This is a genomic window from Arthrobacter sp. TJ-240 (assembly GCF_058269195.1).
In genome coordinates this window covers 52,489-73,544 of sequence record NZ_JBZCNG010000001.1, presented here as the reverse complement: position 1 = coordinate 73,544, position 21,056 = coordinate 52,489, and the positions used below count along the sequence as shown (strand labels likewise).

The window sequence follows — 21,056 nt, the reverse complement described above, 5'->3', positions numbered from 1 at the left end:
GTGTGACGCAGGCCTCACTAGGTTGCTACCTTCGTGTGCATCACACTTCCGCACCCGAGGAGCATCATGAGTAATAAGCAGAACGGATCCCACCGGCACGCCGACGTGCTGGTGACGGATCCGGACCTGCCGCCGGTCGCCGTCGACCCGCAGCAGGCCGAAGCAGAAGACCGCCGGTGGACGCCGGCGAAGATCGCCCTCTGGGTGGGCATCGCACTCCTGGGCGGGATCGCCTGGACCATGCTCGCCATCGTCCGCGGCGAGACCGTCAACGCCATCTGGTTCGTCTTCGCGGCCGTCTGCACCTACCTGATCGCCTACCGGTTCTATTCGAAGTTCATCGAGCGCCACCTCCTGAAGCCCGACGACCGTCGCGCCACTCCTGCCGAGTACAAGGCCGACGGCAAGGACTACGCCGCCACCGACCGCCGGGTCCTCTACGGCCACCACTTCGCCGCCATCGCCGGCGCCGGACCGCTCGTGGGCCCTGTCCTCGCGGCACAGATGGGTTACCTCCCCGGCACGCTCTGGATCATCATCGGCGTCATCTTCGCGGGCGCGGTCCAGGACTACCTCGTCATGTTCTTCTCGATGCGCCGCGGCGGCCGTTCCCTCGGCCAGATGGCGCGCGAGGAACTCGGGGTCATCGGCGGCACCGCGGCCCTCATCGCCACCCTCACCATCATGATCATCATCGTGGCCATCCTCGCGCTCGTGGTCGTGAACGCGCTCGGAGAGAGCCCCTGGGGCGTCTTCTCCGTCTCCATGACCATCCCGATCGCCCTCTTCATGGGGGTCTACCTGCGCTACCTGCGGCCCGGCAAGGTCACCGAGGTGTCCCTCATCGGCTTCGCGCTGCTGCTGCTCGCCATCGTCGGTGGCGGCTGGATCTCCGAGACGGCATGGGGCGTCGAGATCTTCACCCTCGATCGCATCACGATCGCGTGGGGCATCATCATCTACGGCTTCATCGCCGCCGTGCTGCCCGTCTGGCTCCTGCTGGCACCCCGCGACTACCTCTCCACGTTCATGAAGATCGGCACGATCGTCATGCTCGCGGTCGCGATCGTCATCACCCGCCCGGAGATCAGCGTCCCCGCCATCACGCCCTACGCGACCTCCGGCACCGGTCCCGTCGTCGCGGGCACGCTGTTCCCGTTCCTCTTCGTGACCATCGCCTGCGGTGCGCTCTCCGGGTTCCACGCCCTCATCGCCTCCGGCACCACGCCGAAGATGATCGAGAAGGAACGCCAGACCCGCTTCATCGGCTACGGCGGCATGCTCATGGAGTCCTTCGTGGCGATCATGGCGCTCGTCGCGGCCCTGTCGATCGACCGCGGGATCTACTTCGCGATGAACTCCTCCGCAGCGGCGACCGGCGGCACCATCGAGGGCGCCGTGACGTTCGTCAACGGCCTCGGCCTCACCGGCGTGAACCTCACCCAGGAGGCGCTGAGCACGATGGCCTCGAACGTCGGCGAGGAATCGATCGTCTCCCGTACGGGTGGTGCTCCGACCCTCGCCGTCGGTATCGCCCAGATCATGCAGGGTGTCTTCGGCGGCGCGGGCATGATGGCGTTCTGGTACCACTTCGCCATCATGTTCGAGGCGCTGTTCATCCTCACCGCGGTCGACGCGGGAACCCGGGTCGCCCGGTTCATGCTGCAGGACAGCATCGGGAACTTCGTGCCCCGCTTCCGCGACACCTCCTGGCGTGCCGGGGCATGGATCTGCACCGCCATCATGGTGGCGGGCTGGGGGGCGATCCTCATCATGGGCGTCACCGATCCCCTCGGCGGCATCAACACGCTCTTCCCGCTGTTCGGTATCGCCAACCAGTTGCTGGCGGCCATCGCGCTCGCGGTGTGCATGGCGATCTGCGCCAAGAAGGGACTCTTCCGGTTCCTCTGGATCCCGGCCCTGCCACTCGCCTTCGCATCGGTGGTGACCATCACGGCGTCGTTCCAGAAGATCTTCTCGCCCACTCCTGCCATCGGGTACTGGGCGCAGCACACGGCCTTCAAGAACGCCCTGGCAGCGGGCGAGGAGAGCTTCGGTACGGCCAAGAACGTCGCCGCCATGGAGGCCGTGGTCCGCAACACGTTCATCCAGGGCACGCTGTCGATCTTCTTCGTGGTGCTCGCGATCATCGTCATCGTGACGGCGATCCTCGCCACGATCCGCGCCTACCGGCACGGCGGAGGCAAGGAGAACGAGGACGCCCCGGTGGCCTCGCGCATCTTCGCGCCGGCCGGCCTCATCGCGTCCCCGGCGGAGAAGGAGCTGGAGGCGCAGTGGGCCGCACTGGAGCCGGGCAAGCGGCCGGCGCGGACGGGGCACTGATGACCGTGCCGCACGTGCTCTCCCGCGCGCGGGACACCGCGCGTGAACTGGCGTGGCTGTTCAAGGGGGTCATGGGGGAGAACGCCTACCAGGCGTACCTCGACCACCATGGGCGCACCCACGCCGGCGGGCTCCCGATGACGGAGCGCGAGTTCTGGCGGGACAAGACCGACCGCCAGGACGCGAACCCCGAGGGCCGCTGCTGCTGAGCAGGTTCAGGAACGACGAAGCCCGGCACTCCGCACGGAGTGCCGGGCTTCGTCGTGCGGACCGTCAGCGCTTCTCCCACCGGAAGCGCTTCGCGGCGATGCCGTAGGGCAGCACGATCCAGGCGAGGAGCACGACGGCGGCACCGGCCACGGAGGCGTCGAGCGCCTCCGCACCCCACCCCGCCATAAGGAGGTTCTGCAGCGCACCGCCCGGGGTGAGTCGGGAGGCCACCTCGAAGCCGTCGTCGAACGCGGTCCAGAAGAACGAGCCGATCACGACGACGAGGAACGGCAGCGTGGTGATCTGCGCGGCGGCAGCGGAGGGCGTGTAGATGCTCGTGAGCATGCCGGTGGTCGCGCACAGCGCCAGGAAGCCGAGGACCGCCCCGGCCACGACCAGGGGCCGGGTCGGGGCGTCCACCCCCGCGATGCCGAAGCCCACGGCGATGACCGCGAGCTGCGCCGCGACGAGCGCCACGATGGGCGCCAGCATGCCCAGCCAGATCACGGTGTCCGAGGACTCCCCGCTGCGCAGGCGCTTGAGGAACAGCTCCTGCCGTCGGGTCGCCAGCGTCGTCGTCGCGGTGAGGTAGACGCCGAGGAGGGCCACGACCATGAGGGTCAGCCCGGCCAGGACGGCTGCGCCGGACGGGCCGGCCATCCGGTCGGCGCCGACGTAGAACATGTAGACGGCCATGGCGACGGGCATCAGCACCGCGCCGGTCAGCACCGTCTTGTTGCGGAAGATGATGCGCAGTTCCATGAGCGCGATGGCCGTGATGCGGGCGGCGGCGGACGGGGACGGGGTGCGCGCGAGGGTTGTCATGGTTCTCTCCAGGTCGGGGTATCGGGAATCCGGGGTGGCTAGGCGGCGTCGCCGGCGCTGACCCGGCGGAAGACGGCGGCGAGCGACGCCTCCGAGGCGGCCAGCCGGTCCAGCCTGACGCGCGAGGACTCGGCCCAGGACAGGACCGTCCAGAGGTCGCGCTGCAGATCGAGCGTCGGCACGGTCACCCTCGTCGTGGACGGGGTCGGCACGAAGTCCGGCGACAGGCCGAGGCCCTGGAGCTGCAGGACGTCGACGGCTGCGTCGACCTCGAAGGACACGGTCGACGGTTCGCGCCGCAGGACCTCCGCGAGGGTGCCCTCGACGGCGATCTCGCCGTCGTGCATGATCGCCAGGCGGTCCGCATAGCGCTCCGCCTCTTCGAGGTAGTGGGTGGTGAGGACCACGGTGGTCCCGGCGTCGTTCAGTCCGCGGACGAGTTCCCAGGTCCGCTCGCGGGACTCCGGGTCGAGGCCCGTGGTCGGCTCGTCGAGGAAGAGGAGGTCCGGCTCGTTGGCCGTGGCGAGGAGGAGGTCCAGGCGGCGGCGCTGCCCGCCCGAGAGCATCTTGACGCGGGTCGAAGCCTTCGCGTGGAGGTCCAGCACCTCGAGCCCCGCCGTGATGACCTCCTCGCGGGGCCTGGCACGAGGGTCGGGTGCGGACAGCCGGAGCCACAGGCGGCAGGTCTCCGCCACGGTGAGGTCGTCGGCGAAGCCGGCCTCCTGCAGCATGATGCCGAGGCGGGGCCGGATCGAGGACCTGTCGCGGTGGGGATCACCCCCGAGCACCGTGACGGTGCCGGACGTCGCTGCGCGGTGGCCCTCGAGCGTCTCCATGGTGGTGGTCTTGCCGGCCCCGTTGGTGCCGAGCAGGGCGAAGAACTCACCGTTGCGGATGGTCAGGTCGATGCCGCGGACCGCCTCGTACGAACCGTAGGAGCAGCGCAGGCCCGCGGCGGAGACGGCGATGGTGTCCGCAGGTGCCGTGCCGTCCGTGGGGGCCGGGCGGTTCTGCGTGGCGGGCAGTGGCGGGGTGCTGGGTGAGGGAGTCATGACTCCATCCTTCCGAGCGGCTCCGAACGCCGTCAGTGCCCGCCCGTCACCTCTTCCCGTGCCCGTCCGCACACCGGGACCATGACAAATGTCATGGTCCTACGATGGACGGCATGGTGCTCTTCAAGGCTTCCCCCCGGAACCGGGACCCCGACGGGCCCGCGATCGCGGCCGCCGGAACCGCTCCGGTCCCGGAGGCCGGCCGCGGCGTCCGCGCCACCTGGCGGTACTCCGTCTCGTCGATCGTCCTCTACGGCATCTTCGTCAGCGCGGTGAACGCGCTGTTCATGCTCTCCGGCGGCGACTACGGGCTGCAGCTCCTCGACGTCGTCCTCATCGCGCTCGCTGTCGTGTCCGTTGCAGCCCTGACACGCTACTGCTGGTTCTTCCGGAGTGGACTCGGAGGCGGGCTGCCGGAGCGGAAGTACACGCTGTGGCTCCTGCTCCCGCCCGCCGGGCTGTGGTTCCTGGGCCTCGTCCAGCCCCACACCCTCTGGGTCGCCGCCCTGCCGCTCTGGTTCGCCGCGAACGCCCTCGCCGTCGTCGTCGACCGGCGCACGCGCTGGCGGGTACTGGCCATGGCGTTCGCCGTACTCCTCCTCCACGGGATGCTCGGGATCCTCCTCGGGACGCCTGCCGGCGGTCCCGCGGCCGACACCGAGGGCCTGGTCTCGCTGGGCGTCTGGGCCCTGATGACGCCCCTGCTGTTCGTGGGCGGCATCTGGTGGTGGGAGATCGTGCTGCGGCTCGACGACAGCCGCCGGGCCTCCGGCGAGCTCGCGGTCGCGAAGGAGCGGTTGCGCTTCGCGGCCGACCTGCACGATATCCAGGGGCACCACCTGCAGGTCATCGCGCTCAAGACCGAGCTCGCGGGCCGCCTGCTCGACGTCGATCCCGTGGCTGCACGCATCCAGATCGGCGAGGCCCAGCAACTCGCGCGCACCGCGCTGGAGGACACCCGCGCCCTGGTCCACGGTTACCGCACCGTGTCCCTCGCCGCCGAGGCGGCCAACGCGGCCGAGGTGCTCCGCGCCGCCGGGATCCAGGCCTCGGTGGAGGTGGACGCCGAAGGGCTGCCGTCGGAGGAGCGCACGCTCTTCGGGCTGGTCATGCGGGAGGCGACCACGAACATCCTGCGCCACAGCGAAGCCGGCTGCGTGACCTTCCGGCTCGTGCGCAGCGGCCAGGGGCACGTCCTCTCGGTGACGAACGACGGCGTCGGTGGTCCCGGGCCGCGGACGGCGGGAACCGGGATCGAGGGATTGCGGAAGCGGTTCGAGGCCGTCGGTGGCGCTGTCGATGCCCGGCTCGAGGCCGACCGCTTCGTCCTGACGGCCACCACGCCGGGAGCCCCGGATGCTGTCACGCTCGGGGCCTCACCGGGTACGTCGACAGCCATCGCGGTCGATACCCCGGCCCCGGCCGTCGGGGCTCCCGCCTCTGCGGCCCGGGCCCTGGGGGAGGGATCGTGATCCGCCTGGTCCTCGCCGACGACGAGCATCTGATCCGGGGCGCCCTCGAGGCCCTGCTGGGGCTCGAACCCGACCTCGAGATCGTGGCGAGTGCCGACAACGGGACCGATGCGGTGCGGCTCGCGCAGCAGCACTCGCCCGACGTGTGCGTGCTGGACCTCGAGATGCCCCCGACCGACGGCATCTACGCCGCGGAGGAGATCCTCCGGTCGGTCGCGACCCGCGTGGTGATCGTGACCAGGCACGCCCGGCCGGGCGTCCTGCGGCGCGCGCTGGCCAGCAGGGTGTCCGGCTTCGTCCCGAAGTCCACGCCCGCGGACAAGCTCGCGGACGTCATCCGGGACGTCGCGGCCGGCCGCCGGTACGTGGACCCGGACATCGCGGCGAGCGCCCTGACGGGCGAGTCCTGTCCGCTGACCGTCCGGGAGCTCGACGTCCTGCGCCACGGCCGGCAGGGCGCGAGCGTCCAGGCGATCGCGCGCGAACTCCACCTGGCGCCGGGAACCGTACGGAACTACGTGTCGTCCGCGATGGCGAAGCTCGACGCACCGTCGCGCCACGAGGCCGCCGCCCGGGCATGGGAACAAGGCTGGATCTGACGTGCCCGCTCCCGAGCGGTTGTGGGAGCATTGCGTCATGACTGAACAGCAGCCTGCCGGCCCCGCCATCCCCCTCCCCGGCACGCCGGACACCCCGCAGCCCGGCGGACCCGCGACACCCGCGGCACCCGCCGCGGACAACCGTCCCGCCAAGCTCGCGGAGCTCGTGGACGAGCCGGCGAAGGTCATGCGGATCGGCACCATGCTCAAACAGCTGCTGGAGGAGGTCCGGTCCGCCCCGCTCGACGATGCCGGCCGCACCCGCCTCACCGCCATCCACGAGCGCTCGGTCCGGGAGCTCGAGGACGGCCTCGCCCCCGAACTGGTCGAGGAACTGCACCGCATCAACCTGCCGTTCGACCGCGAGACCGTGCCCACGGATGCGGAACTGCGCGTGGCGCAGGCGCAGCTCGTGGGCTGGCTCGAGGGCCTCTTCCACGGCATCCAGACAGCGCTGGCGGCCCAGCAGATGGCGAACCAGCAGCTCGCAGCCCGCCTCCAGCTCCGCGAACTCCCGCCCGGCACGGTGATCGCGCCCGGCGTGGTGGTCGGCGAGGACGGCGAGCCCCGGCGCGTCCCGGCTGGACGCAGCGCCCAGGCGTCCCCCGCGGACACCCACGGGCCCGGCCAGTACCTGTAGGGCGTCCGTGGCCTTCTTCGCGGCCGCGCGGCAGGGACGGAAGGACGACGCCGAGCTGGGCACCGGGGTGTGGCGGCGCGCGCACGACCGCTTCCGCCGCGGACTCGACCGTTACCACCAGATCCTCGAGGGCATCGACGACGACGACGTCTACAACGAACTCGTCGGCATCGCCAACGATCTCAGCGCGATGCTCCCGCGGGTCCGGGAGGTCTGCGTGCGTGCCCAGGCGTCCTCGCCGAGTACGGGGCTCGACATCCCCGGAGCGCTCATGCAGGTGCACCGGGCGCTGTCTCGCGCGGGCAACACGCTCGCCACGACGGCCGAGGCCGCGGCGATGGCCCGGCTCGACGGCGAGCGGTGGGGCATCGCGTCCTCCGGCCTCGACAACGTGCGTCGCCGCGCACAGCTGGTGGCGGAGGACGTCGAGGAGGCCGAACGGGCCATGCCGGACACCGGTCAGCGCCCCGGTCGGCGCCCCATAGGCCATCAGTAGGGCAACCCCGTGAGCCATCAGTAGGACAACAGGGTGCTTCCCGGGTCGACGGCGATGTCCCACAGCTCGAACTGCCGTCCGTCGCACGTCCCCCGGGCGCCCGTCGGCACGCCGCGGATGAACGGCGTCGACCGGTTCTCGTCCACGTACGGGTAGCCGCGTTCGTTCAGGACGGTGAGGACGCGGAGGCCGCCGGCGGGATCGCCGTCGTCGGAGATCGACTGCCGCTCGTAGGCGGTGAAGCCCTCCGGCCAGCGCAGCAGGATCGCGCGGCCGTTGAACGAGAAGAGCACGCACGCCTGCCCGCCTTCGGCATGTATGCGGAACGTGCCTAGGAGGGTGCCCGGCATGTCCTGCGGATCGCGGCCCTCCGGTGGGCGGATTCCCACGACGGCCGCGGGGTCCAGCGCCCCGGGAGGCACGCCGCTCGTCTCGAGCGGCAGCTCCTCCTCGGGCATGGCCCGGATGGTGTCGCGCAGCCCGTCCGGGAGGGGAGCGGGATCGCCGTTGCTCGTGGCGGCCTCCGGCACCCTGCGGTCCACGAGGGTCAGGACGGAGCCCTCGCCCTCGATCGGCGTGAGGACGCCGTGCTCGCCGTGTTCGAGGAACATGAGCTGGTTGGGCGGGAAGAAGCTGCGGCTGTACGGGCGCTCGAGCGTGCTCCGCCCCGTGACGTCGACCGTGAGGACCCGGCGCGTCTCGTCGCCCTTCAGCAACTGCACCACCGTGGCTCCCCGCAGGATCCGCACCTCGCCGTTGATCACGGTCGGCTGGACGTTCGAGGCGGCCACCACCGCCACGACGTCCGCGAGGTCGTAGAGGCGGGCCGTCTCCTCCGCGGGACCGGCGGCACGGCGGGGGAGGAGAGCCGTGGTCAAGGCCGCCACGATCAGGAGGATGCAGGCGGCACCGACCACCACCTGGATCCTCCGGCTCCGGGACCCGCCGTCATCGCCGGGCGGAGGAGGCTGTTCGTCCTCCACCGGTGCTGCGGGGATGGTGGTACGGACCTCCGCCGGAGGGTCGGTCGTCGCCGTCGCCGTCGCCCGGTCGGGGAGCGCACCACGGCTGCGCCCCAGGTCCTCCTCCTGGACGGCCCGGGCCGGATCGGCGTCCGCGAGGAGCGCGGCGAGGGCGACGACGGAGCCCTCCGCAGCCTCCACCCGGCTGGCGCAGACGGTCTCGACGTCGCGTAACCTCCCGGCGTCCTCTCCCGAGGCCCTCGCTGCGGCCTCGACGTCCAGCCGGTCCCAATGGTGCAGGAGGAGGAACTCGCGCTCACCGGCAGCGAGGGCGGCGAGGGCCGCCTGCAGATCATCGACCTCGACCCGGGGCGGGAGAGCCGGCGGGAGGTAGCGCTCGAGGGCTGCCCGGGCCGCGGTGACCAGGAGGACCCTGACCCCTTCGGCGGCCTGGTCGGCTTCGACAGGATGGCCGGCTGCATGTGCGTCGACGGCCTCCACGGCCTCGAGCGCCGCCGCCGCGGCGAGCCGCGCGGACCGGGAACGGCGGAAGGCGTACCGGTAGGCGTCGTCATGGAGGGTGACCCGCACGGGATCGTCGGCGGCACTCATCCCATACCTCCGTCATCGCAGGCTGGTCCGCATGGGTCCGCTCCGGGAGCGAATACCTCGCGGGCTGATAGTTGTCGATGGAAACAGAAATAAATGAACGGGCGCGTTCGTTCCCGCCTATATGACTACATCACCAAACCTTACGTTCAATGACGGCCTCACGATCCCCCAGCTCGGGTACGGCGTGTGGCAGGTCGAGGACAAGGTCGCCGAGGAGGTCGTCGGCAAGGCCTTCAAGGCCGGCTACCGCCACATCGACACCGCCAAGATCTACGGGAACGAAGCAGGCGTCGGCCGGGCGATCGCCACGTCGGGCCTGAGCCCCGAGGAAATGTTCATCACGACCAAGCTGTGGAACGCCGACCAGGGCTATGAGAGCACGCTGAAGGCCTTCGACGAGTCCATGGAGCGCCTGGGCCTCGAGACGCTCGACCTCTACCTCATCCACTGGTTGCAGCCCAAGCAGGGCAAGTACGTGGACACGTGGAAGGCGTTCATCGAACTGCAGAAGCAGGGCCGCGTGAAGAGCATCGGTGTCTCGAACTTCACCATCGAGGCGCTCACCGAGATCATCGACGAGACCGGCGTGGTGCCGGTCATCAACCAGGTGGAGACCCACCCGTACCTGAACCAGGCCGAGCTGCGTGCCTTCGAGGCGGAGAAGGGCATCCTGCACGAGTCGTGGTCGCCCATCGGCTCCGGCAAGGGACTGCTCGACGACGCCGTGCTGCAGGACATCGCACAGAAGCGGACCGCTACGCCCGCCCAGGTGGTCCTCGCCTGGCACCTCGCGCTCGGCAACGTGGTCATCCCCAAGTCCGTCACCGAGTCCCGCATCATCGAGAACTGGGAGTCGCTCGACGTGAAGCTCGAGGACGAGGACATCGAGGCCATCAACGGCCTCGACAAGGGTGCAGCAGGCCGCATCGGCGCCGATCCGGCAACCTCGGACTTCGCCTGACCCCTGCGGGCCCGTACACCGCAGTTCCTCCCGACGTCACGGGGGTTGCCCGACGGCGGAGTCCCGCTGCAGCGCAACCGATGACGACAGGAGCCGCCCGGCGATGCCGGGCGGCTCCTGTCGTCCCTGCTCCTGGCCTCAGGCGGCCCGGGCCAGCGTCGCCTTCAGCGGATAGTCGGTCCCGTCCAGGATCAGCTGGGCGCAGCGCCCCGTCGAGGGATCCAGCACGATCGGTGCGGCGAGATTGACGGTGGTGCCCCCGGTCCCCGGGTTGGCGACGACGAACAGGTGCGCCTCCGGCACGTCGGATCCGAGCACGTCGCGCTGCGCGTCCGAGAAGCGCGGGCTGTAGTGCGGCACATAGGTGGCGGCGTCGAGGAGGAACAGGCGCACGCTCGGCTCGTCGGCTGCGGTGAGTGTGAACAGCCCGTCCGCGCCCGGCACCTGCTCGAGGTCGAAGCGTGTGAGGGGTGCGAGGCCCGGGGGAGGGGTGACGAAGGCGGCCCTCATCGCAGGAAGTCCATCAGCGAGGGCTGCAGGACGCGGGCCGAGACGGCGAGGGCACCCTGGTAGGCGGTCTCCTGGAGCTTGAGGTCCAGGATGATGGACGCGAGGTCGACGTCTTCCACGGCGGCGCGTTCTCCTTCGAGAGCCAGCGAGGCATCGGCGACAGCATCCTTGGCGCCGAGCAGGCGTGCGTGGCGCGTGCCGATCTCACTGTGGTGGGCGGTGAGGTCCTGGATGCGCTGCTGCAGCGGTGCGAGGTGCACGGACACGTCCTTGCCGGCCCGCAGGTCAGCGGCGATGGTGTCCAGCAGGGCGAAGGCAGAGCCGGAGCCGTTGCCGAAGACGGCGGCGCCGTCGGCGTCGACACGGATCGTCTCGTGCGGGCCGACGCGGCGCTCGACGGTCCCGCCGGTCGTGAACGTGAGATCCGGAGCGACGGCGGCGGGGGCATCGGAGTTCCCGGCGAACAGGAAGCGGCCCCCATAGGTGGCGTTGGCCTGCACCACGAGCTCGGTGCGCAGTGACTCGATGCTCAGTGCCAGCGCCTCGCGGGCGGCGGGCGGCAGGGACGAGTTGGAGCCCTGCAGCGTCAGGTCGTTCGCGGTGTCTAGGGCCCGCTTCGACATCGTCATCGCGTTGTCGAGCTGGGTCAGCCACCCTTCACCGTCGGCGATGTTCCGGCCGTACTGCCGGGTGGCGCCGATCTCGGCGCGGACGCGGAGGGCTTCGGCCGCAGCGGCCGGGTCGTCCGACGGGCGGCCGATGGCCTTCTGGCTGGACGCCTTCTCCTGCAGGTCGGCGAGGCGGGCGAGGTTCACCTGCAGGGAGCGCTGGGCTCCGTGCAGCATGGTCTGGTTGGTGACGCGGGTGATCATGGTGCCTTCCTACCGTCCTACGATTCCCATGCGGTTGATCAGGACGTCGAGCATCTCGTCGACGGCCGTCATCACGCGCGCAGCGCCCTGGTAGGCGTGCTGGTACTCCAGCAGGTTGACCTGTTCCTCGTCCATGCTCACCGAGGTGGCACCGAGTTGTTGCTGCAGCGCGGTGGTGGCCGACACCTCCGCGAGGGCGTTGCCCTGCAGCTCGGCGCGTGCTGCGGCGCCGAGATCCGTGACGAAGGCCGACCACACGGAGTCGGGGGACCGCGTGCCGATACCCAGCCCGGAGATCGCGTCCGCCACCGAGCCGTCGAAGGCGCCCGCGCCGGGAGCGCCCGCCGCGAGGTCCTCGCGGCGCGCCGGCACGACGGCGAGCGAGGCGGCGGCCCGCTCCGGCTGGTAAGCGAAGAACGGTCCCTTGCCCGCGTTCGCATGCAGCGCGTTCACCTGGCCGGCGAGATCCGCGGCGAAGGCGTCGTACCCGGCCGCGGCCTGCGCGAGGGCACCGCCCGCGTCGGCGGGGGCGAGGAGCGAGAGCGTCGCTGCGAGCTCGCCGCTCTCCACGCCCGCGGAGGCGCCGGGCCGGTGCGTCCATTCGATCCGGACCGTGCCGGCGCCGTCGAGCTGGATGGGACCGGCGACCTGCAGGCCGCGGGCGGTGGTGCCCGCGACGAGCGGGTTGCCGGCCAGCAGCACGTCCGCGGTACCGTCCGGATTGTCGCGGACGGTGGCCCCGGTCAGACCGGCGAGTGTCGCCGTCAGTGTGGTGCGGCGGTCGACGAGCTCGTTGGCCGGGGCGCCGGAGGCGACACTGGAGCGGATCTGCCGATTGAGGTCGGCGACCTGCGCGGCGGCGTCGTTCACCTCCGTGACGAGTCCGGCGGCCGAGGACCGGGTGGACGCCCACTGCGTCTGGACCTCACGGTAGCCCGCAGCGATGCGCGAGGTGAGCTGCCCGGCTGCGGCGAGGAGCGCGGATGCCGGGGCGTCCTTGTCGGGCTGGTTCGACAGGCCCTGCCAGCCCGCCCAGAACTTCTGGAGGGAGTCGGAGACGCCGTTGGTGCCGGGCTCCTTCAGCCCCTCCTCGAGTGCCGAGTACGCCTGGGCACGCACGGCGGTGTACCCGGCGGCACCGGCCGTGATGCGGACCCGCGCCTCGAGGTGGGTGTCACCGAGGCGGGCGATGCCCTGCGCGAGCACGCCCTCACCCGCGCGGGTGCCGGTGCTGAAGAGCGTGGGCCGGACCGGCGCGGCCGCGGATGTCTCGAGCCGCTGGCGCGTGTACCCCTGCGTCGTCGCGTTGGCGATGTTCTGCCCGGTCACGTCGAGGCCCGCGCGCGCGGCGGCGAGGCCGGAGTAGGCCGTGGTGAGTCCGCTGAAGGTGCTCATTGTTCCGCTACAGATCCTTGTTGAGGAGGGTCGGTTGGCCGTGGCTCTGCAAGGCTGCACCGTCGGCGGCGTAGGTGCCCGCTCCGGTGCCGATGCCTGCGAGGGTCTCCTGGGTCGACCGGCTGGCCGCTCTCAGGAACTGCTGATTGGTGTCGCGCAGCGCGGCGATCTGGGCGACCAGCGCCGTCATGGCCTGGAGATGCGCGGAAAGCAGTTCCTGCCAGGGTCCGTCGGGGGCCGCCGCTGCCAGTTCGCGGAGGGTCGCGTTGTCGTCGATGCCCCATGCGCCGGCCACGCCGGAAGCATGCACGGCGCGGGCGAGGCCGGTCTCGCGCAGCCGTTCGAGGACCTGCTCCACCTCCCGGGTGGCGTGGTGCAGCCAGCGGGTCTTGCCGGAGGTGAGCAGCAGCTGCTCCTCCTCGAGCTTGAAGACGAGGAGTTCGAGCAGTTCACGCTCCTGCCAGAGCAGGGCGGACAGATCCTGTGTGCTCACGGTGTCCCTCCTCTCCGGCGCCACCGTCATGTGGAACCGGGAGAACTATCGGCAGCGGGTGCCCGGTTGTAAGCGATCCTGCGAAGCCCCTGCTCATGGGCGGCGCTACCGGGCGTCGTCCCCGGCTGACCAGGCCGCCGTGTAGAACCGGGGCGAGTGGGAGTGCAGCAGTTCGCCGTAGGTCGCAGGGTCCAGTGCCTGCGCCGAACCGATCGGGACGTCAGGGGAGAAAGCGGACACGCCCAGCCCGGCCTCACGACCCTGCAGGGTCAGGCCGGCTGCTTCCAGGAGCGTGGGGAACATGCTCAGCTGGTCCACGCCGGGGCGCAGTGTGCTCATCCCGTCCGCACCCGGGATCCGGATCCGGTTGTAGATCGTGCGGCCGGCGTGGTCGTCCAGCTGCTCGTGGAACGCGTCGCCGGCGCCCATGTGCTTGAGGTGGTCGCCCATGATCACTACGGCGGTGTCGTCGAGGTAGCCCTTCGCCTCCATGTGGTCCACGAAACCGGCCACCTGCGTCAGGGAGCAGGCGAACACGGAGGTGACCTCGTTCCGGGTGTCCACGGGGCAGTAGTCGTACACGTGCACCGGCTCGTGGGTGTCCAGGGTCAGTAGGGAGAGGTTGAACGGCCGGCCGGTCGTCTCCGCCTCGGCGTGCAGCCGGTCGATCTCGTCGCGGGCGTGGGCCATGAGGCGTTCGTCGCTCAGGCCCCAGTCGCTGCGGAAATTCGTCTCCGGCTCCCCGGCGGCCCGCCAGTCGGAGAGATCCTTGACCTCGCTGTAGCCGTGGCTGCCCAGAAAGGTGTCCTTGGCGGCGAAGGACGCGTTGGCCCCGCCCAGGAACACGTTGGTGTAGCCGTGCTCGTGAAGGACATCGCCCAGGCACGTGGTCCCACCGAGGTAGGAGCCGGCGTCGGTCGCGGACTCGGCAGGATCGGCGGGCTCGGCGCTGGAGCTGCTGCCGGCGCCGGACCCCGAGCCCTTCAGCGGGACGCCGCACTGCGTCGAGACGAGACCGGCCATGGTCCAGCCCCCTCCCTCGTACTGCTGGAAATCGTCCACGCTCTGCCAGCCGTCGGAGGCCTCGGTGGCCTCCTTCAGGGGAACGAACGCGTCCTTCTCGAAGAGCTGGGCGTCCGCGAGGGTGGCCTCGCCGGACTCGACGTAGATCAGCACCAGATTGCGCTTGTCCGCGTCGCCGGTGACGGTCGGCTCCACGTAGTACTCGGCGAGGTCGTACCCGGAGTTCGCGGCCCTGAGGTAGTCCCCCATACCCACAGCGGTGGCGAAGGCCGTGGTGCCACCGACGACCACCGTAGCCACCAGGGCGGTGGAGACGGTGCGCAGGATCCACTGCGAGCGGCGAGGAGGTGCGACGTCGTCACGGCGCCGGCGGCGCCGCACGTGCCGTCCCACGGCGATGGCCACGGTGATGAGCAAGGGCACCACGCCGACTCCCAGGATGCCGGTCCAGACCATGGCGCCACCCCCGCCGTCGGGGTTGACCGTGACGAGGTTCAGGAGCATCTGGCCGACGGAGATCTCACCCCAGTAGGCTCGGATGCCGATGCCGGCGATGAGCAGCGCGAGCCCTGCCCAGATGAGGACATAGACCAGGAGACGCGCCAGGACGACGCCGAACCATCGGGTCGCGTGCAGAATCCGGCCGGACATGACAACACCTCGCGCTCGGGATGCCTGTGTCCGCCGAAGACCCCTGACATCTGACCCGTCCTCGGGCATGGGAACAAACTGGTACTGCCACGCTACCTGTTCACCGGCGGTTCACCCACGCGTAGGCGATGTATACCTCGAATACTTTTCGCTGTCAGTCAGATTCTCTGTGCCACCAGGGCGTCGTCCTGAGGCACGGCCGGGGTATGGGCGTGGATCCAGGGGGCGACGTCGGCGGCGGGCAGGGGGCGCGCGAAGTGGAAGCCCTGCGCGAGATCGCATCCCAGCGCCCGCAGTTCCGCCCGGGTCGCCTCGTTGTCCACTCCCTCGGCGACCACCCGCAGGTCCAGGCTGTGCGCCAGGTCGATGATGGAGCCCACGAGACCATGGGCTCGGCGGTCCGTGCGCATGGCGGTGATGAAGGACCGGTCCAGTTTGAGTTCATCGGCGGGGAGATCGCGCAGGTACGCCAGGGAGCTGTATCCGGTCCCGAAGTCGTCGATCGAGATCTGGATGCCTTTCGCGCGGAGCCGCGCCAGGATCTTCGCAGCATCGGCCGGGTTCCGCATCAGCATGTCCTCGGTGATCTCGAGCACGAGGCATTCCTGCGGGATGTCGCGTTCTTCGAGGAGGAGGCGGATCTGCCGGGGCAGTCCTTCCTGGATGCAGGATCCGGACAGGTTCACGGCGACGCTGATCACCAGCCCTTCGGTACGCCACCTGTCCACCTGCGCCACGGCCTGCTCGAGCACGAGCGCGGAGATCTCGGGCATGAGGCCCGCTTCTTCCGCTAGGGGCAGGAAGGACGCCGGTGGCAGCTGCCCGAGGAGGGGGTGGTTCCACCGGATCAGGGCTTCGACGCTGCTCACGGCATCATCGGTCAGGCGCACCTTGGGCTGGTAGTGCACCTCGAACTGGGCCTCGGCGAGTGCCACTCGCAGTTCCTGCAGGGTCCTCAGTTTCCGCGCGCCGCCGTCGTCGTCCATGGAGCTGTAGACGTGGTGCCCGCTGCGGTCCGACTTGGCGCGGAACATGGCGATGTCCGCCTTGCGCATCAGGAGGGTGGTGTCGGTGCCGTTGTCCGGGGTGAGCGCGATACCGATACTGACGCTGACCTTCAGGGAGGCCGTGCCGACCTGGATCGGCTGGTCGAGCTCTGCTTCCAGCCGTCGGGCCGCGGTGAGGGCTTCCTCCCTGGACGCACCGTCCAGGAACAGTGCGAACTCGTCGCCGCCCAGGCGTGCGAAGAGGTCGCCGGGCTTCACCTGCCGGGCGAAGCGCTCGCTGACCTGCACGAGGAGGGCGTCCCCGACGTCGTGTCCCAGCGCATCGTTGACGTCCTTGAAACGGTCGAGGTCCATGAAGAGCAGCGCCCCGACGCGGTTCCCGCCCACCCGTCGGGGAAGATCGGCGACCAACCCCCGGCGGTTCGGAAGCCCTGTCAGCTCATCCGTGGTGGCGAGGATCCCGAGCATGCGGTTCCGGAAGACGAGAGGCGCCGCGGTCAGGAGCAGGGTGAGGGCGGCGAGGACCTGGGCGACGAGCGGGATGGGGACCTGGCAGCCGATGATCAGGACTGCGAGCGCCGACGCGGTGGACACCACCAGCGTGGTGAGCGCGGGCAGGCCGCGATCACGGTGACGGGCCGACGGATCGGACCGCGCAATGCCGTCGACCCATACCGCGATGCCAACGAGCCCCACGATCCAGCCGGCGTCGGTGACCGTGCCGACGGCGTAGTCCGCCATGCCTAGGGCATAGGCGATGTCCGCGGCTGAGAAGAAGATCAGGCCGGCGATGAGCAGCGGCCAGCGCGGTCCCAGATCGAGCCCCCGGGAGGCCAGCAGGCCACCCACAGTGGTGACGAGCAGGAGATCGAGCAGTGGGTAGATGACAGCGAGGACCACTTCGAGCGTGGTGCCGCCGGTTGCCCCGGACCGCAGGACCGGCACGAGGATCAGGGCCATGAGGGAGGCGGCGGCCAGTGCCCCCACCAGGCCGTCCAGCAGCACCGGCCAGGCCACGCCCTTCAGTTTCCGCACAGTCACTGCGAGGGCGCCGATCATGAACGGATAGAAACAGAGATACGCCACATCTGCGACGGTGACGACGGCGAGGGACTGCTCCCCGTTCAACGCCACGAGATAGGAGAGGTCTCCCGCCGTGTAGACGCCGACGGCGGCGGCACCGAGCAGGATCTGCCACTGCGACCAGCGCGTCCGCCGCAGTGCGCCGACGCACACCGCAACGGCGCCGAGCTCCACGACGATGCCGAGCCACGCACCGAACGGGTCGAACCGGGCCGGGGCGCCGATCAGGAGGACGACGATATACAGCGGTAGCACCGAGACCGTCACGATGACCAGGATGCGGGAGGCATCCAGCCTCATCGCACCGGTCCTGCCGGCCATACGGTCATCAGCACGCACCCTGCACATCCTTCCCTTCGACGATCAGGAGCCTGACCATGGAGGAAAGAGCCTAGGGCCGTGGCGCGGGCACGATCCCGGATTCGGCCCGTTGCGCTGCAACCCGCCGTGAAACCTTGGGCTACCTTGCGCGTATCCAGATCTCAGGGACGGCGTCCGGAAAAAAGTTGCGTCGAGTCCTAACGATCGCTCACCCGCCTCCGATAGCTACTGGTGCCGGCCCATGGATGGGCCGGCGATAGCAGCCCTTTCACGGAGGAATACATCATGGGTTTCCAGATCAACACCAACACCGCGGCCAACACCGCATACCGCAACCTCTCGGGGATGCAGAACGACATGTCGAAGTCGCTCGAGAAGCTCTCCAGCGGTCTGCGCATCAACCGTGCAGCCGACGACGCCGCCGGCCTGTCCATCGCCGAGGGCCTGCGCTCACAGGTCAACGGCCTCGGGGTTGCAGCCCGCAACGCCCAGGACGGCATCAGCGTGGTCCAGACCGCTGAAGGTGCACTGACCGAGGTCCACAGCATCCTGCAGCGTGTCCGCGACCTCGCGGTGCAGTCGGGCAACGACTCGAACAACGCCGACTCTCGTACCGCAATCCAGACCGAAGTGACGGCGCTGAAGGACGAACTGACCCGCATCTCGGGTGGGACGAACTTCAACGGTATCGACCTCCTCAAGGGCGGTGAAGACCTGACCTTCCAGGTCGGCGCGGGCGATGTCGCTGCCAATGACCAGATCAAGGTTGCACTGACTGATGTATCCGCCGTTGCTACGGCGATCGAGGGCCTCTCCTTCGATACTTCGGCCAACGCCTTGCTGGCGATCACCGAGCTCGATGCGCAGATCAAGGACATCTCCTCGGCCCGCTCCAGCCTCGGTGCCGTGCAGAACCGCTTCGAGTCGGCGATCAACAGCATCAACGTCTCGCAGGAGAACCTCTCCGCGGCCGAGTCCCGCATCCGCGATACCGACATGGCGAAGGAAATGGCGAGCTTCACCCGCTCGAACATCCTCTCGCAGGCCGGTACGGCGATGCTCGCGCAGGCCAACCAGATGAACCAGGGTGTCCTTCAGCTCCTCCGCTAGACGGTGAGTTCGTAGGCGAAGGTGCACGGTGGCGGGACTGATCCTGGACCGAGAGGTCCCGCCACCGTGCATTCGCCGCGAAGCACCCCCGACCGATAAGCAGCACATCCCGGCCCCACCCGAGAGGTAGACCCATGGCGTTCTCCATCGACGGCATCGCCAGCGGGCTGGACACCACGAACATGATCAACCAGCTCATGCAGCTGGAAGCACGCCCGCAGTCGATCCTCAAGGCCAAGGCCACCTCGACCCAGGGCTTCGTTACTGCGCTGCAGCAGCTGAACACCCGTTTGAGCTCCCTGACGGAGCTCGCGACGAAGACCGCCAAGCCTCAAGCCCTCGACCTCTACAAGGCCACCTCCACGAGCGACACCGTCACCGCCACGGCGACCTCGTCCGCAGGTGCCGGCACGCTCGACTTCACCGTCAGACAGCTAGCCTCCTCGCAGTCCTCGGTCACGGCGACCATGACGGCCTTCTCGCCGGCGGCCTCTACGCTCACCCTGCGCGCGGCGGACGGTACCACCACCGAGGTGAGGACCACCGGCACCCTCGACGACGTCGTCGCCCAGGTGAACGACGCCGACGTCGGCATCACCGCCACGAAGGTCAGCGCCGGCACCGTCGACGGGGTCGCCCAGTACCGGCTCCAGTTCACCGCGAAGGAACCGGGCACCGAGCACGGCTTCTCCGTGTTCCGTGGCACGGCCGCCGACATCACCGCGGGGACCGCGACCGATCTCTTCGCCGAGGCCGGAGCCGCCACCGTCCGCACCGCCCAAGACGCCGAGGTGGTCCTGTGGGGCGGCACGGCGGCCGAGCAGGCCGTGACCTCGTCGTCGAACACGTTCGCCGACATCCTCCCCGGAGTCTCCGTCACGGTCAGCAAGACCACCACCGAGCCGGTGTCCGTCACCGTCGCACGTGACGCCGATGCCACGTCGGCAAAGGCGAAGGAGCTCGTGGACGCACTGCGCGGCGTCTTCTCCTTCGTCGAAACGAACACCAAGGTCACGCCCGGTGCTACTGCCGGTGCCGCCCCCACGTCCGGCAGGTTCACGGGCGACAGCGCCGTCCGGGGCATCGCCCAGTCCGTGCTCACGGCCGCGACGGCGCCGATCAATGGCAGATCGACGTCGGAGTTCGGTATCACGCTCACCCGCTCCGGGACCGTGGAATTCGACGCCGAGAAGTTCGCCGCCGCCCTCGCGAAGGACCCGGCCGCCGTGAAGGACGCGCTCGCGCAGCTCGCGGGACGCGTCGCGGAAGCCGGCAAGGCCGCCTCGGACAAGTACGACGGCGAACTCACCCGCCGGATCAAGAGCCAGGAATCGACCGTCCGCAGCCTCAATGATCAGGTCTCCGGCTGGGACACGCGGCTCGAGAAGCGCCGGGCGACGCTCGAACGCACCTACTCGGCGCTCGAGGTCCAGCTCTCAAAACTCCAATCCCAGGGCGACTGGCTGTCATCCCAGCTGGCCGGCCTGCCCACCAACGGAAGCTAGCCCAGATGCTGCAGATGAACGGATACCAGGCCAAGCGCTCGCAGTACGTCCAGGACGCCGTCCTGTCGGCGACACCCGCGGGGCTGCTGACCATGCTCTACGACCGGCTGCTGCTCGATCTCGCCCGGGCCGGTGCCGCGCAGGAGACGGGCGACTGGGCCGTGGCAAGGGAGAACCTGCTGCATGCCCAGGACATCGTCGGCGAACTCATGTCCTCGCTGCGCACCGACGTCTGGGACGGCGCCGCCGGTCTCCTGTCCCTCTACACCTACGTGCGCCAGACGCTCGTCGAGGCCAATACCCGGCGGGACCGCACCAGGACCGCCGAGTGCGCGGAGATCCTCGAGCCGCTGCGCCGGGCGTGGCACGAGGCCGCCCGCACGGGGCAGGCACAGCCCGCCGCCTCGCAGGACCAGGACGCGCCGCGCTCACTCGGAGTCCTCGGTGTCGGCTGACCTCACCACGGCCCTGCCCGCCGGCCAGGGCGTGACGTCGACGGCCACGTCCCACCCCGAGCCCGCCGTCGGCCTCTCCGTCGATCCTCGCTCCGCGACGGCAACCGCTGCACTCACGGCGTGGTCCTCGGTGCTCGACGCCCTCGAGGCCGCTGTGGATGAGGCAGAGGCCGGGATGGTTCCTGCCAGGACCCTGGTGCACCAGGCCGCCGCCCTCGGCAGCTGGACGCCGCCGCGCGTCGACGGACCCATCCCCACGGCCCTCGTGGCCCGCGCCCGCCGCATCAGCGAGCGCCAGCGCAGCGCCATCGCGGGTCTCGCCGCCGAGGCCGCTACACTGCGGCGCCACCGCTCGGCCCTCGGCTCCGTGCATTCGGCGACGGCCCGGCCGCAGTCCTCGGTGTACGTCGACGTGACGGGCTGAAAGTTCTTCCCCGAAGCGGCTAACAGCCGGACCTC

Annotated in this window: 20 protein-coding genes; 11 read left to right on the top strand and 9 right to left on the bottom strand. The window is 69.9% G+C overall.

All coding sequences use genetic code 11. The annotated features are described in order from the left end of the window. Positions 1 to 66 precede the first annotated feature (66 nt). Positions 67 to 2,343 (top strand): carbon starvation CstA family protein, encoded by a 2,277-nt coding sequence (locus AC4D2C_RS00360; protein ID WP_490904463.1) that lies wholly within the window; start codon positions 67 to 69, stop codon positions 2,341 to 2,343. Beyond that, positions 2,343 to 2,552 (top strand): YbdD/YjiX family protein, encoded by a 210-nt coding sequence (locus tag AC4D2C_RS00355; RefSeq protein ID WP_490911689.1) that lies wholly within the window; start codon positions 2,343 to 2,345, stop codon positions 2,550 to 2,552. Before AC4D2C_RS00360 ends, AC4D2C_RS00355 begins: the two co-directional genes overlap by 1 nt. A 64-nt stretch (positions 2,553 to 2,616) precedes the next feature. On the opposite strand, the gene AC4D2C_RS00350 is transcribed toward AC4D2C_RS00355, so the two are convergent. Both AC4D2C_RS00350 and AC4D2C_RS00345 read right to left on the bottom strand, forming a co-directional pair. Then, entirely contained in the window at positions 2,617 to 3,378 is a 762-nt protein-coding gene (locus tag AC4D2C_RS00350) for a hypothetical protein (protein ID WP_490911688.1), read from the bottom strand. Between the two features lie 38 nt (positions 3,379 to 3,416). Beyond that, complete coding sequence (locus AC4D2C_RS00345; protein WP_490911687.1) at positions 3,417 to 4,430, bottom strand: ABC transporter ATP-binding protein; 1,014 nt, start codon at positions 4,428 to 4,430, stop codon at positions 3,417 to 3,419. Between the two features lie 113 nt (positions 4,431 to 4,543). On the opposite strand from AC4D2C_RS00345, the gene AC4D2C_RS00340 reads away from it, so the two are divergent. From AC4D2C_RS00340 to AC4D2C_RS00325, 4 genes are read left to right on the top strand one after another with little or no spacing between them, the layout of a single operon-like run. Continuing rightward, positions 4,544 to 5,902: a sensor histidine kinase gene (locus tag AC4D2C_RS00340; RefSeq protein WP_490911686.1), complete on the top strand. Its 1,359-nt coding sequence runs from the start codon at positions 4,544 to 4,546 to the stop codon at positions 5,900 to 5,902. Beyond that, positions 5,899 to 6,501 (top strand): response regulator transcription factor, encoded by a 603-nt coding sequence (locus AC4D2C_RS00335; protein WP_334208665.1) that lies wholly within the window; start codon positions 5,899 to 5,901, stop codon positions 6,499 to 6,501. The genes AC4D2C_RS00340 and AC4D2C_RS00335 overlap by 4 nt, the downstream gene beginning before the upstream one ends. A 37-nt stretch (positions 6,502 to 6,538) precedes the next feature. Continuing rightward, positions 6,539 to 7,141: a bacterial proteasome activator family protein gene (locus tag AC4D2C_RS00330; protein WP_490911685.1), complete on the top strand. Its 603-nt coding sequence runs from the start codon at positions 6,539 to 6,541 to the stop codon at positions 7,139 to 7,141. Positions 7,142 to 7,148: 7 nt separating this feature from the next. Continuing rightward, positions 7,149 to 7,637 (top strand): hypothetical protein, encoded by a 489-nt coding sequence (locus AC4D2C_RS00325; protein ID WP_490911684.1) that lies wholly within the window; start codon positions 7,149 to 7,151, stop codon positions 7,635 to 7,637. A gap of 17 nt (positions 7,638 to 7,654) precedes the next feature. Here the strand turns inward: AC4D2C_RS00325 and AC4D2C_RS00320 are convergent, their stop codons facing one another. Beyond that, positions 7,655 to 9,211, bottom strand: a complete 1,557-nt coding sequence (locus tag AC4D2C_RS00320; protein ID WP_490911683.1) for a hypothetical protein — start codon at positions 9,209 to 9,211, stop codon at positions 7,655 to 7,657. Between the two features lie 121 nt (positions 9,212 to 9,332). On the opposite strand from AC4D2C_RS00320, the gene AC4D2C_RS00315 reads away from it, so the two are divergent. After that, positions 9,333 to 10,172 carry an aldo/keto reductase gene (locus AC4D2C_RS00315; protein WP_490911682.1) on the top strand — a complete coding sequence of 280 codons (840 nt, stop codon included), beginning with the start codon at positions 9,333 to 9,335 and terminating at the stop codon, positions 10,170 to 10,172. A 138-nt stretch (positions 10,173 to 10,310) separates the two neighbouring features. Here the strand turns inward: AC4D2C_RS00315 and AC4D2C_RS00310 are convergent, their stop codons facing one another. The 6 genes from AC4D2C_RS00310 to AC4D2C_RS00285 form a co-directional block, all read right to left on the bottom strand. Then, the gene (locus AC4D2C_RS00310; RefSeq protein ID WP_490911681.1) at positions 10,311 to 10,682 is read right to left on the bottom strand and encodes a flagellar assembly protein FliW; all 372 of its coding nucleotides are present in this window, start codon (positions 10,680 to 10,682) and stop codon (positions 10,311 to 10,313) included. Continuing rightward, on the bottom strand, positions 10,679 to 11,554 hold the full coding sequence (locus AC4D2C_RS00305; protein ID WP_490911680.1) for a flagellin N-terminal helical domain-containing protein: 876 nt from the start codon (positions 11,552 to 11,554) through the stop codon (positions 10,679 to 10,681). The genes AC4D2C_RS00310 and AC4D2C_RS00305 overlap by 4 nt, the downstream gene beginning before the upstream one ends. A gap of 9 nt (positions 11,555 to 11,563) precedes the next feature. After that, positions 11,564 to 12,949 (bottom strand): flagellar hook-associated protein FlgK, encoded by a 1,386-nt coding sequence (flgK, locus tag AC4D2C_RS00300; protein ID WP_490911679.1) that lies wholly within the window; start codon positions 12,947 to 12,949, stop codon positions 11,564 to 11,566. 7 nt (positions 12,950 to 12,956) lie between these two features. Continuing rightward, positions 12,957 to 13,442, bottom strand: coding sequence for a flagellar protein FlgN (locus AC4D2C_RS00295; RefSeq protein WP_490904448.1), 486 nt, complete (start codon positions 13,440 to 13,442; stop codon positions 12,957 to 12,959). Between the two features lie 105 nt (positions 13,443 to 13,547). After that, entirely contained in the window at positions 13,548 to 15,116 is a 1,569-nt protein-coding gene (locus AC4D2C_RS00290; protein ID WP_490911678.1) for a sulfatase-like hydrolase/transferase, read from the bottom strand. Positions 15,117 to 15,274: 158 nt separating this feature from the next. Further along, a complete protein-coding gene (locus AC4D2C_RS00285) occupies positions 15,275 to 17,545 on the bottom strand; it encodes a putative bifunctional diguanylate cyclase/phosphodiesterase (RefSeq protein WP_490911677.1) in 2,271 nt (756 codons plus the stop codon). Between the two features lie 267 nt (positions 17,546 to 17,812). On the opposite strand from AC4D2C_RS00285, the gene AC4D2C_RS00280 reads away from it, so the two are divergent. The 4 genes from AC4D2C_RS00280 to AC4D2C_RS00265 all read left to right on the top strand — a co-directional run bounded on the left by AC4D2C_RS00280 (position 17,813) and on the right by AC4D2C_RS00265 (position 21,021). Further along, on the top strand, positions 17,813 to 18,637 hold the full coding sequence (locus AC4D2C_RS00280) for a flagellin N-terminal helical domain-containing protein (RefSeq protein WP_490911676.1): 825 nt from the start codon (positions 17,813 to 17,815) through the stop codon (positions 18,635 to 18,637). 134 nt (positions 18,638 to 18,771) lie between these two features. Then, positions 18,772 to 20,142, top strand: coding sequence for a flagellar filament capping protein FliD (fliD, locus tag AC4D2C_RS00275; RefSeq protein ID WP_490911675.1), 1,371 nt, complete (start codon positions 18,772 to 18,774; stop codon positions 20,140 to 20,142). A 5-nt stretch (positions 20,143 to 20,147) separates the two neighbouring features. After that, complete coding sequence (gene fliS / locus AC4D2C_RS00270) at positions 20,148 to 20,597, top strand: flagellar export chaperone FliS (protein ID WP_490911674.1); 450 nt, start codon at positions 20,148 to 20,150, stop codon at positions 20,595 to 20,597. Beyond that, on the top strand, positions 20,587 to 21,021 hold the full coding sequence (locus AC4D2C_RS00265; protein WP_490911673.1) for a hypothetical protein: 435 nt from the start codon (positions 20,587 to 20,589) through the stop codon (positions 21,019 to 21,021). Before fliS ends, AC4D2C_RS00265 begins: the two co-directional genes overlap by 11 nt. Positions 21,022 to 21,056 lie beyond the last annotated feature (35 nt).

Excerpts from the sequence above, each read along its gene's own strand:
- AC4D2C_RS00360 (WP_490904463.1), top strand. The coding sequence starts at position 67 with ATGAGTAATAAGCAGAACGGATCCCACCGGCACGCCGACGTGCTGGTG.
- AC4D2C_RS00355 (WP_490911689.1), top strand. The coding sequence starts at position 2,343 with ATGACCGTGCCGCACGTGCTCTCCCGCGCGCGGGACACCGCGCGTGAA.
- AC4D2C_RS00350 (WP_490911688.1), bottom strand. The coding sequence starts at position 3,378 with ATGACAACCCTCGCGCGCACCCCGTCCCCGTCCGCCGCCGCCCGCATC.
- AC4D2C_RS00345 (WP_490911687.1), bottom strand. The coding sequence starts at position 4,430 with ATGACTCCCTCACCCAGCACCCCGCCACTGCCCGCCACGCAGAACCGC.
- AC4D2C_RS00340 (WP_490911686.1), top strand. The coding sequence starts at position 4,544 with ATGGTGCTCTTCAAGGCTTCCCCCCGGAACCGGGACCCCGACGGGCCC.
- AC4D2C_RS00330 (WP_490911685.1), top strand. The coding sequence starts at position 6,539 with ATGACTGAACAGCAGCCTGCCGGCCCCGCCATCCCCCTCCCCGGCACG.
- AC4D2C_RS00320 (WP_490911683.1), bottom strand. The coding sequence starts at position 9,211 with ATGAGTGCCGCCGACGATCCCGTGCGGGTCACCCTCCATGACGACGCC.
- AC4D2C_RS00315 (WP_490911682.1), top strand. The coding sequence starts at position 9,333 with ATGACTACATCACCAAACCTTACGTTCAATGACGGCCTCACGATCCCC.
- AC4D2C_RS00310 (WP_490911681.1), bottom strand. The coding sequence starts at position 10,682 with ATGAGGGCCGCCTTCGTCACCCCTCCCCCGGGCCTCGCACCCCTCACA.
- AC4D2C_RS00305 (WP_490911680.1), bottom strand. The coding sequence starts at position 11,554 with ATGATCACCCGCGTCACCAACCAGACCATGCTGCACGGAGCCCAGCGC.
- flgK (WP_490911679.1), bottom strand. The coding sequence starts at position 12,949 with ATGAGCACCTTCAGCGGACTCACCACGGCCTACTCCGGCCTCGCCGCC.
- AC4D2C_RS00290 (WP_490911678.1), bottom strand. The coding sequence starts at position 15,116 with ATGTCCGGCCGGATTCTGCACGCGACCCGATGGTTCGGCGTCGTCCTG.
- AC4D2C_RS00280 (WP_490911676.1), top strand. The coding sequence starts at position 17,813 with ATGGGTTTCCAGATCAACACCAACACCGCGGCCAACACCGCATACCGC.
- fliD (WP_490911675.1), top strand. The coding sequence starts at position 18,772 with ATGGCGTTCTCCATCGACGGCATCGCCAGCGGGCTGGACACCACGAAC.
- fliS (WP_490911674.1), top strand. The coding sequence starts at position 20,148 with ATGCTGCAGATGAACGGATACCAGGCCAAGCGCTCGCAGTACGTCCAG.